Raw genomic sequence first — 13,753 nt, forward strand, 5'->3', positions numbered from 1 at the left:
CTTGCACGCCAACACAAAAATTATTGATCACATGACGTTTACCCAGATTCTGATCCTGATGCGAGGTAACATCCCAGGTCCAATGTTTAGTCTTATGGATCTGCATGGATGCCTCAGTGTGACAGCTGAGACAAGCCTTGGTTACTTCAGGTCCGGATGCAAACTCCTGTTGCAATATCTCAAATTTGGTATGATCTGCTGTAGTCGCCATCGCTTGGATACTTAGTAACAGGGTCAAAACCAGACCAGCGGCTAAATCAGTTTGTTTCATATAATCGGCTCCTCTGATAATCAATATTTACGGAAGAATTATATGCGCAGGCGGATAATTCATTTCCAAAGCACATGCTCTTTGCAAACAATATACATGCCATTTAACATTTATCGTATAACATATTATACTCTGGCTAGCTGTTAATTTTAGTTATGTAAAATGGCACATATCTAGCAAACCTATATTCCCAAATATAGAAATGTTATGATCGCCTCACAAATACAAGACCGCCTCTCAGACAAAACCCGTCCGGTTTTTACCATCGGAGTAGCTGCTGATCTGATCGGTGTCTCTGTACATACTTTAAGAATGTATGAAACAGAAGGTCTGATCCTGCCTCAGCGTACCAGCACCCAACGACGCCTATACTCCCAGGTAGATATTGAACGATTGCTATGCATCCGCACCATGATCGAAGAACGTGGTTTTAACCTGGCTGGTATTAAAGCCATCCTGTCCATGGCTCCCTGCTGGGCTATCAAAGGCTGCAGTGAATCGGACCGGACTGGATGCGATGCTTATGAACATGCCCTGGAACCGTGCTGGGTGGTCAAAACCAAAGCAAAGGGATGTCAAGAAGAAGACTGTGCTCAATGCCCGGCCTACCTCGAAGTTACTACCTGTCACAACATGAAATCATTTTTAAAAGAACATTGGAAGAACGCATGAAACCAATAATGAATCGCCGCGAATTTATCAAAATTGCCAGTGTGGGTGCGGGAAGTCTGGCTTTTGCCACCCCACTGTTTGACTTCTCAAAAGGAGAAATCCTGGCACCTGATGTCCATCCGGGTATGTATTCCAAACGGACACCCACCTACTGTGAGATCTGTTTCTGGAAGTGTGCCGGGTGGGTACACACAAATGATAAAGGTAAAATATGGAAGATCACTGGTAACGATGATGACCCCCATTCAAATGGTCGTCTCTGTCCTCGTGGTACCGGTGGCGTTGGCATGTACAGCGATGAAGATCGTCTAAAAACACCATTGATCCGTACTGGTGAACGGGGAAAACAAGTCTTCCGGGAAGCCAGTTGGGATGAAGCCTTCACCCTCATTGCGGATGGGCTGAAAAAGATTGCCGAGGAACACGGTCCTGAATGTGTGGCTCTTTTTACCCATGGTTCCGGCGGTAAGTATTTCGGTGATCTACTCAAAGCCTATGGGTCAAAAAATATTGCAGCACCCTCTTATGCCCAATGCCGGGGACCACGTGAAGTCGGGTTTATTGCCACCTTTGGGGAAGGTGTCCAGTCACCAGAACGCGTTGACATCCGTGATACCCGCTGCCTGGTCTTGATCGGTTCTCATTTTGGAGAAAATATGCACAACGGGCCGGTTCAGGAGATTGCCCAAGCGACTGAAAAGGGTGCTTCCATCATTACGGTTGATCCCCGTTTCTCAACTGTGGCCAGCAAATCCAAATTCTGGCTTCCTATCAAACCCGCTACTGATATGGCTCTTTTACTAGCCTGGATGCATGTGATCATCAATGAAGATCTTTACGATAAGAAATATGTCGAAAAATACACCTACGGATTTGAAGATCTAAAAGCCCATGTAGCTCAAATGACCCCTGAATGGGCTTATGGGTTCACTACTATCAAACCTGAGGTGATCCGCGAAACGGCTCGAGAGATGGCCAACGCCAGCCCGCGAGTTATCATTCATCCAGGGCGCCATGTTACCTGGTATGGTGATGACTCTCAGCGTTTGAGAGCCGTAGCCATGCTGAATGCCATACTGGGATCCTGGGGACGACGCGGTGGATTTTTCTATCCGGCAAAAGTGCCCCTGAAATCCTTTCCGCACCCGGCCTTCCCGAAACCGGCTCGCTCCTGGAAAGATGCCTTTCCCGGTAAATATAAACTGGCTGGACTAGCCCTGGCTTCAGGCATTTGCGATGCCACCGTACCAACAACTGAAAGGGATTGCTCATTCAAAGCCTGGATCATTAACGGAACCAATTTGATCCACACCCTCCCTGATCAGGCAAATACTTTGAAAGCCATTGATGCCCTGGATCTGATGGTTGTGGTGGATACCATGCCCATGGAGATCACCGGTTATGCTGATGTGATCCTGCCGGAATGCACCTATCTGGAACGCTATGATAATATCCGGGTAGGTCCTCACCGGGAACCGACTATTGCCTTAAGGATGCCAGCAGCTGATCCGAAATATAATACCAAACCAGCCTGGTGGATGGCTAAGGGTATCGCCGATAAAATGGGACTGGGTCACTACTTCCCCTGGAAAGACATCGAAGAGAAACTGGATTGGGAATTAAAACAGGTCGGCACTTCTTTGACCGAAATGAAGCGGCTGGGTGTTAAGAAATACCAGCGTGAAACGGATGATTACCTCTATCCCATGGAAAATCTGGATGATTTTGAGTTTTACACAAATACTGGGAAAATCGAACTCTTTTCCACGGCTATGGAAGATGAAGGCTATGACCCGCTTCCCAAATACACAGCCCATGAAGAACCACCCTACGGCTACTATCGTCTGATCTATGGACGGGCACCCATGCACACATTCAGCCGGACTGCCAACAACCCTCTGTTGACGGATCTCATGGATGAGAATAGTGTCTGGGTTAACCCGAAAATTGCCAAGGAATGGGATCTGAAAAACGATCAATATGTCTGGCTGGAAAACCAGGATGGTATCGTTAGCAAAACCCCGATCAAAGTACGGATTACCGAGCGTATCCGCTTTGATAGTGTTTACATGGTTCATGGTTTTGGCCATACCAGTAACAAGTTGACCCGTGCCCATGGTCGTGGAGCCAGTGATGCTGATCTGATCACCCGGGTTCATATTGATCCAGTGATGGGTGGAACCGGTATGCGGGGCAATTTTATCACCTTCCGCTTTGAAGCAGGCAAGGAGGTAGCCTCATGAGATATGCCATGGCTGTAGACACCAAAAAATGTGTGGGCTGTAATGATTGTGTGGTGGCCTGTCAAACTGAAAATGATGTTCCCATTGGACACTGTCGCGATTGGATCGTGGAAGTGACCACCGGAACCTATCCGGATCTACAATTGGAGATTCGTTCTGAACGCTGTAACCATTGCGCCAATGCCCCCTGTGTGAGAACCTGTCCCACAGAAGCCAGCCATTATGCAGCCGGAGGTATTGTACTGGTGGAAGAGAGTGAATGCATCGGCTGTAAAGCCTGTATCACGTCCTGTCCCTATGATGCCCGCTTTGTTCACCCCGAGGGGTATATTGATAAGTGCACTTTCTGTGCTCATCGTGTTGAAAAAGGTCAGAACCCAGCCTGTGTTTCGGTTTGTCCCACCCACGCCATGATCTTTGGCGATCTGGATGACCCCAACAGTGACATCTCCAAAGCCATGGCAACCAGGAAGTGGAAATCACTGATCCCTGAAGCCGGTACTGATCCTAAAGTTTTCTACTTGTTATGATGTTAATACTTACCGCCACAAAGTTTCAAAGACACAAAGCACATGATTGTTTTTTTGTGACTTCGTGTCTTAGTGGCTAATAAAAGTTTAAGGATGCATGCAATATGATTGAAGAAATTATCACCAGTGGGCGGATGAACCCGGAGATCGATCCGGTGCTTCACGTCTGGGGTTGGGAGATCCCCTTATATTTGTTCCTGGGAGGTCTCTCCGCAGGAATCCTGATCTTTTCAGCTTACTTCACCTTGCGTGATCGGCAGGATGAATTGCCCATAGCAGTAAAATGGATGCCTCTGGCTGTTCCCTTTTTAATTGGGATCGGCCTGATCTCCCTGTTGCTTGACCTGTCACATGTACTCTATGCCTGGCAGCTGTTCACCAACATCCGGTGGGAATCACCCATGTCCTGGGGAGCCTGGACCCTCATGATCATCACCCCCCTTTCTATTGCATGGGTGGCGATCTGGATGGAAGATATTTTTCCTGAATGGGATTGGAAATTCGATGCAGTGAAGACTGTCATCAAATGGCTCCAGGAACAGCGCCGAATTTTAGCTCAGATCCTGATCCTGCTATCAATTATTCTCGGCATGTACACCGGCATATTGTTATCTGCTTTCAATGCTCGCCCCTTCTGGAATACCAGCATCCTGGGTCCTTTATTCCTGACCTCCGGACTTTCCGCCAGTGCGGCTCTGATTGCCTATTTTTCCAAAACTGAGATTGAAAAACGTTTATTCACCCGTATCGACGTCATGCTAATTAGTATCGAGTTATTTATGATCGTCCACCTCTTTATGGGTCATCTAGCTGGCACCCAGGTTCATATCCAGGCTGCCCAGATGTTTCTGGGTGGTGCCTATACCGTTCCTTTCTGGACTTTTGTAGTTGGTCTGGGACTGGTGCTCCCGGTGAGTCTGGAATTGCTTGAGCTGAAACACAAATTCATTCCGGCCATCGTACCTGTTGTGCTCATCATTGCCGGCAACCTGGCTCTGAGATTTATTGTCGTCAGTGCCGGACAGGCCAGCCGCTGGTTGTATTAGAAAGTGCCTATGAATTTTCTGCCACGAAGTCTCGAAGACACGAAGTCTTATAATAATCGTATTTGTGTCTCTTCGTGATTTTGTGTCCTGGTGGCTAAACTATTAAAATGAAGTTGAATTGAGGTAATTGAAAATGAAAACAAAGTACATGAATCCCTACCTGGCAGGTGTCCTGCTGGGAATGGTTTTGCTCATGGCCTTCTTTTTCTCAGGTCGCGGTCTGGGAGCCAGTGGTGCTGTGAAAAGTGTGGTTGTGTCAGCAGTGGATATTGTCGCTCCTGAGCATGCTGCAAACTCTCAATATTACGCCAAATACACCGGTGAAGGAAAATCACCCATGAAATCCTGGCTGGTCTTTGAAATGATTGGTGTTTTGGTTGGCGGCTTCCTTTCCGGTGCTCTTTCCGGACGCCTCAAGTGGAAGGTAGAACATTTTCCAGGGATTACCGCCAACCGGAGGTTGATCTTTGCTGCCATGGGGGGCATCCTGTTTGGATTTGGCTCCCAATTGGGACGAGGCTGTACCAGTGGCTCAGCACTCACTGGTATGGCAAGCCTGTCCGTCGCTGGATTTGTATCCATGATGGCCATTTTTGGAACCGCTTTCGCGCTGGCATATTTTTTTAGAAAAAATTGGATCTAGGAGTCAATTATGGGACCTCTTGTACCTCAGGAAATCATTGGAGCGGACTGGAATCTATTCATCGCCTTTGTGATTGGAATTGGATTTGGGTTTGCGTTGGAACAGGCTGGATTTTCATCCAGTCGTAAACTGGCTGGCATGTTCTACGGCTATGATACAGTTGTCTTGAAAGTATTTTTCACGGGAGCTATCACCGCCATGTTGGGACTGCTCTTTTTCAGTCTGTTTGGCTGGATCGATCTCAGTTTGATCTATGTCAACCCCACTTTTCTGTGGAGCGCCATTGCCGGTGGTGCCATCATGGGAGCTGGATTTATCATTGGCGGGTTTTGTCCCGGTACCAGCTTTTGTGCAGCAGCAATCGGAAAGATCGATGCCATGGTATTTATTGGTGGGATCTTTCTAGGAATCTTTTTCTTCGCTGAAGGCTATCCACTGTTAAAAGATTTTTATATGGCTGGTTCATTCGGACCATTAAAAGTTTCTGACTTTCTCGGCATATCTGGTGGTGTTATGACTTTTCTTGTCATCATCGCAGCCCTGGTCATGTTCAAATTGGGCGAACTGGCTGAGAAAAAATGGCCCAGAGAGGAGTATTGATATGACAACCAGAAATATCATTTTCCTAGGACTATTCCTGCTGGGAGTGGTAATCGCCATGGTGCCAGAGAACACAACCAAGCCTTACAAATTGACGGCAGAAGACATGCTGATCGAGATTCAGGGTGCTGCAGAGATGGTCTCTGCTGACGATGTGGCTCATTGGATTATTTCCAAAGATCCCAGTTTACAGTTGATCGATGTCCGTTCACCAGATGAATTCCAGACCTATCATCTGGAGAACGCGGTCAATATTCCCTTATCGGTGATCCTGAAAGATGAACATCGGGATATGCTGGATCAGGGTATCAAAATGAATGTACTTTACTCCAATGGGACTCTGAACTCACATCAAGCCTGGATGATCCTGCGTCAATTGGGCTTTGAAAATAACTACGTCATGCAGGGTGGTCTCAATTACTGGTTTGATACGATCATGAATCCGCAGGTACCCTCTGTATTTTCTTCAGATGAGGAATTTGCAAAATATGACTTTCGCAAAGCCGCCAGTGGTGCTCTGGGTGGTGGAGGTGCGGTCGCTATAACTGCACCAGCCAAGACTAAAGCTGATAAACCCAGGGTCATTCGCAAGAAAAAGAAAAAAGCACCAGCAGGAGGTTGCTAAGCGGGAAGCCTAACCCAGATACAATGCCCCATTTTGTCTTTCTGAACGAGTGAAACGGAGTGAAGAATCTCAGAGCCTGGGCACAGAACTACTGCCAATCAGAGATCCTTCGCGTTGCTCAGGAAAACTAATCCAGAGATATTGCCTTATTGTCTCAGGAAGACTAACCTGGAGACATTGCCCCACATTTACCATAAATGACAATATGATAACTCCCCAACTTCATATTGCGATAATAGACCCTGAGATGTACCTAATGTGATATGCAAAACTGCAATGACACCCTCGCAAAAAGGATCTATAAAATATGCGTTTACTGACTCGCCATTTAACCCTGCTCAGTTTATTGATCACCCTGAGCACCTTCGCCTTCAGCCAGGATAATACCCCCCTGATCACGGATAAATTCTTCCTCAAATTAAATACAGAATCGTTTACGCCAGGCACTCGTAGCGATGCTTTGCAGATCCTGGATATTACTGCCATCGAACAGGTACTCACTGCCAGCGATTATACCAATATTTCAACTGCTTTTCCGGTGATCATGCGCAAGGATATTGACCCCTACGGTTTGGAACGAATATTTGTCGTTGATATCGTACCCAATCCGGATATCATGGAAATTACGCAGGAATTGTCAGCCCTGCCTGAAGTCGAATACGCCGAGCCCATGTATGTTCGCGAGCTTTACGATACCCAATTCATACCCAATGATCCCTATTTCGGTCAATCCTGGCACCATCCTGTTGTAGATACACCGGAAGCCTGGGATATCCAGACCGGAAGCGACACTGTTGTCATTGCCATAATTGATACCGGTGTGGACACAGACCATCCAGATCTTATTAATAACCTCTGGAACAATCCCAACGAAATCCCTGACAATGGGATTGATGATGACCTCAACGGGAAGATCGATGATATTTACGGCTGGGATTTCAGTTCTGGCAATAGTGATGTAAACCACCAGTGGGGTTGGCACACCTGGAATGCTGAAGATCATGGGACCCACTGTGCCGGCATTGCATCAGGTGTCACCAATAATTTGATCGGTATTGCCGGGGCTTCCCATCATTCAAAGATCATGGCTTGCCAGATCTTTCCCTGGACCTCAGATGCCGCTGCGGCAAATGCTCTCATCTATGCTGCCGATAACGGTGCCCATATTATTAGCAATAGTTGGGGTGGTGGTGGCAGTTCCACCACCATTCAAAGTGCCATTTTATATGCCAGAAATACTCAAAATGCCCTCGTCCTGTTTGCTGCCGGCAATGACGGCTCCTCATCACCTCATTACCCAGGAGCCAATGATGGTGTTATCTGTGTGGGCGCCACCAATTCCTCAGACAATCGCGCCAGCTTTTCAAATTATGGGTCATGGGTGGACATGTGTTCACCTGGTACCGGTATCTGGAGTTGTGTTGATCCAGAGAATCCGGCTCACAACAATCAGTATGATGCCTGGGATGGCACCTCCATGGCTACACCACTGGCTGCCGGAATTGCCGCTCTAATCAAATCACAATTTCCCAATATGAGTGTAGAGGACCTGGAAAATCGCCTAATCGATGGTGACGATGTTGGCAGCCTTCAAATGGGTCTGCGGATTAATGCATTAAAAGCTTTAACAGCTTTCAATATCAGCCACACACCCCAGGTGAATATCACTGACCCCAATAACCCCACAACCATCTCAGTCGAAATCTTTGCCGCTGAGGGAGCTACATTCTCAGTGGATCTGTCTTATTCGATCTCCGGAAGTGTTTTCACCGATCTGGTAATGATTGAGAATACACTCGGCATCTGGACAGCTGATATTCCCGCTCAGGAAGGTGGAGCAGTGGTGGAATACTACATTCATGCTGTCGATGGTGATGGTAACGAGGCTTTTCATCCCCTTAGTGCCCCGACTTTTCCCCATTTTTTCCTGGTTGGGTCATTGGGTTTTTTTACCACTATCAGCTTTGATGATGTCGAAGCTGATCAGGGTTGGTCTCTAGGGGTTACTGGTGATAATGCCAGTGCCGGCATCTGGGTGCGGGAAGATCCTGTTGGAACCTGGGAAGCAAGTGATCCGGTACAACCGGAAGACGACCATACCGGCAGCGGAACGACCTGTTTTGTTACTGCAAATGCAGAATTTACAGGTGAGAATGCCGGAGCAGGTGATGTAGATGGCGGACATACGACCCTGGAAAGCCCTCTTTTCCCCATCGCTCCAGGGCTATCACCCATTGTCAGTTACTGGCGCTGGTACAGCAATGATCTGGGGTTCAATCCCGGGACAGACAGCTGGCAAGTACAGATCCGTAATCTGGATGAAGCCTGGATTACTCTGGAACAGACTACTCAGGCTGACAACTCCTGGATCGAAAAACAATTTCTAGTAAAGAATTACATTGATAACCCCAGTTTCATCCAACTCCGCTTCATTGCTGATGATTCAGGGGAAGGTTCTCTGGTGGAAGCTGCTGTTGATGATATCAGGATCTTTTATGCTGGTGAATCAGCTTTCATACCAGGTGATGTGAACCTTGATGGCTCGATCAGCGTCCAGGATGTGGTGCTCCTGGTCGGGCACATATTAGGTACTTCCACGCTGACCGGGAACGCCGTTTTTGCTGCTGACTATAACCTTGACGGATCCGTTAATGTTCAGGATGTGATCACTCTGGTTGCTGCTATTTTGGATTGATCCATGCTTAACAAAAAGCCCTCTATTAAGTCATGATTTGAGCGGTTTGTGGACTCCACTTGAATCAGTTGGGACCCATGGGTGGAATGATTTTTATCAGTTTGCTGAATAGAGGGTTCACCAGAAAATATTGATCGCTGATATATTTTCGGCTCATCCTCAGAATGCGTACCTCGGGTCATAGGAAGAAGCGTTGACCTCTTGCCGCTTTCTTTTTCAACCTTCGCGCTGCGCACTTTGCGGTTACCTGTTTTTCATTTGAAACGTGTATATTCTATTGAACTGCAGATGAAAGGCATTATTATTGCCATTGTAATTCTTGGAATAAAGAGGAGCTAAGGTTCTGTGCACGAGATGTCCATCGCCATGAGTATTGTAGATATTGCCTGTAAAGAGGCTCAGCAGGATGGTGCTTCATCAATTTCTATAATCGAGCTGGATGTTGGCAAATTAGCTGGCATCATGGTAGACTCACTCCAGTTCTGTTATGATTCGGTTTGCAAAGGGACCCTGGCAGAAAACTCGAAGCTGGTGATCAACGAAATTGCCGGTAAAGGTCACTGTCTTAAATGTGATACTGAGTTTGAGATCGACAGCTTCATGGCGCTCTGTCCAGAATGCGAAAGCTACGAGGTGGAGATCAAACAGGGACGTGAATTGAAGCTCAAAGCTGTTACTGTAAATGAATAACTCCAGTTTATAAAAAGCGTCTCTCGTCTGTCTTCGCAAAGCTTCGCCATGACAAGCAGAGTCGCAAAGTCGCAGAGAGTGTCAGGGCTGAGAAAATGAGATCAAACATGGTTGTGAGCGTAAACTTAAAGCAGTTGCTGCCAATGAATAGCATGAAAGCCTTAGCCACCAAGCCCGCTAAAAGTTAAGTGCTGTCTAGTGCCTTTGCGGCAATAAAGAAAAGGATAAGATATGTGTGATAGTTGTGGATGCGGTGTTGGCGATGAAGCAGTAACGTTTACAAAACATGGGGATCACCATCATCATGGCGAGGGGCACACCCACACACATGCTGATGGGTCGACCCATACCCACGATCATGAGCATCCTCACACTCATGACCATGATCATTCCCACAACCGGACCATCGCCATTGAGCAGGACATCCTGGGTGAGAATAGTCTGCTGGCCCAACGCAACCGGGGGTATTTCGAAGCCAAGAATGTCTATACCATCAACCTGGTAAGTTCTCCTGGTTCAGGCAAAACCACCCTGCTGGAAAAAACGCTGACTGAGATCAAAGATATCCCTTTTGCCGTGATCGAGGGCGACCAGCAAACCATGAACGATGCAGACCGAGTAGCTTCTACGGGAGCACCAGTACTCCAAATCAATACAGGGAATGGCTGTCATCTCGATGCCGATATGATCCATACGGCCTACAAAGAACTTCAGCTTAAAGATGATTCTGTCCTCTTCATTGAAAACGTAGGAAATCTGGTCTGCCCTGCTCTGTTTGACTTGGGAGAAAATACTCGCGTGGTAATCATCAGTGTGACTGAAGGCGAGGACAAACCGGCCAAATATCCCACCATGTTTGACACCGCTAACATCTGTATCATCAATAAAATTGATTTACTCCCCTACGTCCAGTTTGATGTGGAAAAGTGCAAGGAATACGCTCTCCAGGTTAATCACCATCTGGAATTCTTTGAATTATCAGCTACCACGGGTGAAGGTATGGATGCCTGGTATACCTGGCTCCGCGAGAACATCAAGAAATAAATATGGACATGCTTGAGAAATACTGAAACCTTGAATTTCGCTAATGGCACGAATTGGCTGAACGGTTTTTAGCAATAATAAATATCGTAATTTTCGTCTTTGCGAGAAACGGAGTGACAAAGCAATCTCCAACTTGCGAGTGCCGTACTCATGATGGTCACTCGTAAAAAACTTCCAAGTGCAAAAAACCATAAAACACAATAGACGCAGACTGACAGTTAACGGAATTGTCCAAGGGGTTGGGTTTCGACCCTTTATTTATAACCTGGCTCGTGACATCGGACTTGTTGGTTCGGTTTCAAATACTTCAGAGGGTGTCAAGATCGAGCTTCAGGGAAGTTCGGCACAGCACTTGGAATTTGACCAACGCCTAGGTTCTGAAGCACCACCACTTTCCACGATTACCTCAGTTGAAACCGAGGATATTCAACTGGGCGAGGATAAGCATTTCATCATCATCACTTCACAATCAAATGCTGCAGTTTCAACCCTGATTGCACCGGATGTAGCTCTCTGTGAAGATTGCCGCCAGGAACTTTTTGATCCAGCTGACCGGCGCTATAAATATCCCTTCATCAACTGCACTAATTGTGGTCCACGCTACACTATCATTGAAAATATTCCTTATGATCGACCCTATACTTCAATGAAGGATTTTCCGCTCTGCCCGGACTGTCAAGCAGAGTATGAGGATCCGCTGAATCGTCGTTTTCATGCCCAACCCAATGCCTGTCCAACCTGCGGTCCCCATGTCTGGCTTACCGATGCGCATGGTAAACGACTGGATGCAGAAGACCCCATCGGCAAAGCACTCCAATTACTCACTCAAGGAAAGATCCTGGCCATCAAAGGTCTGGGTGGTTTTCACCTGGCTGTCGATGCACGCAACAAGGCTGCGGTAGCCCATTTACGCCAGGCTAAAGGTCGGGATGAGAAACCCTTTGCCCTGATGATACGTGACCTGGCCACCGCCCAACAATTTGTCCAACTCAGTGCTGCAGAAAAGCAGGCTGTTTCCTCGATCCAGGCACCCATTCTACTGGCTTCGATCATAGACATTAATAACCTGGCACCCAATATTGCTCCTGGTAATGATCGTTTGGGGATCATGCTGCCTTATACTCCCTTGCATCATTTATTGTTAAATAAATCTTTAGATGTGTTGGTTATGACCAGTGCCAATTTCAGTGAGGAACCCATCTGCATTGGTAATGATGAGGCTCTGGAGCGTCTTGGTGATATGGCAGATTACTTTCTATTGCATAACCGGGATATCTATCTACGCAGTGATGATTCAGTCATTATGGAAATGGCTGGAGAAATCCGTCCCATCCGTCGTAGCCGAGGTTATGCCCCCCGCCCGGTCTTTTTAAAGCGTAAGGGACCGTCCGTCCTGGCAGTTGGTGGCGAATTAAAGAATACCATAGCGCTCTCAAAAGATGATAAGGTTTTTCTGAGTCAGCATATTGGTGATTTGGAGAATCTGGAGGCTTATGAATTCTTCCAGATGACCATTGAGCATCTGAAGCGTATTTTTGAGATAGATCCAGACCTGATCGTCCATGATCTTCATCCTGAATATCTGTCCACCAAGTGGGCCAAAGAACAAAACCTGCCATTACTTGGAGTTCAGCATCACCATGCTCATCTTGCTTCATGCATGATTGAGAATGATTTGAATGAGCCTGTTATCGGCATCATCATGGATGGAACAGGTTACGGCACTGATGGAACCATCTGGGGTGGTGAATTCCTGATTGGGGATTTTAAAGGGTTTGAGCGGAAAGCTTATTTTGAGCCTATGCCCTTACCCGGTGGTGAAGCAGCCATCAAATCCCCCTGGCGAACCGGTCTCAGTTATCTTCACCACAGTTTTGGATCAGATCTCCCTGACATCCCCATGCTGAATGGAAAAAATATAGAACCAATTATTCAGATAATCGAACGTGGGCTAAACTCACCATTAACCAGTAGCTGTGGACGTTTGTTTGATGCAGTCGCGGCGTTGTCAGGTGGCCGCCAGACAATCCGGTACGAGGCTCAGGCTGCTATTGAATTTATGCAATCCGCTCACAACGAACTGGGCTCAGATTACACAAATTTTAATCTTATTGAAAGACAGGGACTACACATAATATCCATCTCTCATATTATGCATGAGTTGGTCCCCAGAATTAATTCAGCCCAGCCAATCGAAGCCCTGAGCCAATGGTTTCATCATAGTTTGATACATACTTTTGTCCATATCTCTAATCAACTCAGACAGGAAACAGAGTTAAACCAAGTTGTTCTCAGCGGCGGTGTGTTCCAGAATAGGTTGCTCTTTGAGGGGCTGTTCCAGGCTTTGGAGCTAAACCATTTTGATGTTTACACTCATCGTCAAGTTCCAACCAATGATGGTGGGTTAGCCTTGGGCCAAGTAGCTATTGGTCAAAACCACTTGCAGAAGTAAATTGATTCGCACTTAATGTCAAATTAGACTGTTAATTTATCACATAAATATTAGGAATAGATATATGTGTCTTGCCATCCCCGGAAAATTATTAGAAGTATTTGATGAAAACGGTCTCAAGATGGGCAATATTGATTTTGCCGGGTCTGTAAGTAAGGCTTGTCTGGAGTATGTACCGGAAATTGAAATTGGTCAATACACCATCGTCCATGCCGGCTTTGCCTTATCAGTCCTAAATGAGG

At 46.7% G+C, this 13,753-nt stretch carries 13 protein-coding genes; 12 read left to right on the forward strand and 1 reads right to left on the reverse strand.

Features of this window, described 5'->3' with window-relative positions; genetic code table 11:
• The coding region (locus U9Q77_06235) for a cytochrome C (GenBank protein MEA3286957.1) at window positions 1-271 on the reverse strand (271 nt) is incomplete at its 3' end.
• A gap of 207 nt (window positions 272-478) precedes the next feature.
• Between U9Q77_06235 and U9Q77_06240 the strand changes: the two genes are divergently transcribed.
• From U9Q77_06240 to U9Q77_06295, 12 genes are all read left to right on the forward strand, one after another.
• Window positions 479-943, forward strand: a complete 465-nt coding sequence (locus U9Q77_06240; protein ID MEA3286958.1) for a MerR family transcriptional regulator — start codon at window positions 479-481, stop codon at window positions 941-943.
• Entirely contained in the window at window positions 940-3,186 is a 2,247-nt protein-coding gene (locus tag U9Q77_06245; GenBank protein ID MEA3286959.1) for a molybdopterin-dependent oxidoreductase, read from the forward strand. The genes U9Q77_06240 and U9Q77_06245 overlap by 4 nt, the downstream gene beginning before the upstream one ends.
• Window positions 3,183-3,716: a 4Fe-4S dicluster domain-containing protein gene (locus tag U9Q77_06250; protein ID MEA3286960.1), complete on the forward strand. Its 534-nt coding sequence runs from the start codon at window positions 3,183-3,185 to the stop codon at window positions 3,714-3,716. Before U9Q77_06245 ends, U9Q77_06250 begins: the two co-directional genes overlap by 4 nt.
• 104 nt (window positions 3,717-3,820) lie before the next feature.
• Window positions 3,821-4,762 carry an NrfD/PsrC family molybdoenzyme membrane anchor subunit gene (nrfD, locus tag U9Q77_06255; protein MEA3286961.1) on the forward strand — a complete coding sequence of 314 codons (942 nt, stop codon included), beginning with the start codon at window positions 3,821-3,823 and terminating at the stop codon, window positions 4,760-4,762.
• 133 nt (window positions 4,763-4,895) lie between these two features.
• On the forward strand, window positions 4,896-5,405 hold the full coding sequence (locus U9Q77_06260; GenBank protein MEA3286962.1) for a YeeE/YedE thiosulfate transporter family protein: 510 nt from the start codon (window positions 4,896-4,898) through the stop codon (window positions 5,403-5,405).
• A 9-nt stretch (window positions 5,406-5,414) separates the two neighbouring features.
• On the forward strand, window positions 5,415-6,005 hold the full coding sequence (locus U9Q77_06265) for a YeeE/YedE thiosulfate transporter family protein (GenBank protein MEA3286963.1): 591 nt from the start codon (window positions 5,415-5,417) through the stop codon (window positions 6,003-6,005).
• A gap of 1 nt (window position 6,006) precedes the next feature.
• Window positions 6,007-6,630 carry a rhodanese-like domain-containing protein gene (locus U9Q77_06270; GenBank protein ID MEA3286964.1) on the forward strand — a complete coding sequence of 208 codons (624 nt, stop codon included), beginning with the start codon at window positions 6,007-6,009 and terminating at the stop codon, window positions 6,628-6,630.
• Between the two features lie 307 nt (window positions 6,631-6,937).
• Window positions 6,938-9,325, forward strand: coding sequence for a S8 family serine peptidase (locus U9Q77_06275; GenBank protein MEA3286965.1), 2,388 nt, complete (start codon window positions 6,938-6,940; stop codon window positions 9,323-9,325).
• A gap of 354 nt (window positions 9,326-9,679) precedes the next feature.
• Window positions 9,680-10,015, forward strand: a complete 336-nt coding sequence (locus U9Q77_06280) for a hydrogenase maturation nickel metallochaperone HypA (protein ID MEA3286966.1) — start codon at window positions 9,680-9,682, stop codon at window positions 10,013-10,015.
• 231 nt (window positions 10,016-10,246) lie between these two features.
• Complete coding sequence (gene hypB / locus U9Q77_06285) at window positions 10,247-11,059, forward strand: hydrogenase nickel incorporation protein HypB (protein MEA3286967.1); 813 nt, start codon at window positions 10,247-10,249, stop codon at window positions 11,057-11,059.
• A 178-nt stretch (window positions 11,060-11,237) separates the two neighbouring features.
• Entirely contained in the window at window positions 11,238-13,511 is a 2,274-nt protein-coding gene (gene hypF, locus U9Q77_06290; GenBank protein ID MEA3286968.1) for a carbamoyltransferase HypF, read from the forward strand.
• A gap of 64 nt (window positions 13,512-13,575) precedes the next feature.
• Window positions 13,576-13,753, forward strand: a 178-nt coding sequence (locus U9Q77_06295) for a HypC/HybG/HupF family hydrogenase formation chaperone (protein MEA3286969.1), incomplete at its 3' end; no start/stop codon positions are given.

This window comes from Candidatus Neomarinimicrobiota bacterium, assembly GCA_034716895.1.
Lineage (GTDB): Bacteria > Fidelibacterota > UBA8477 > UBA8477 > JABMPR01 > JABMPR01.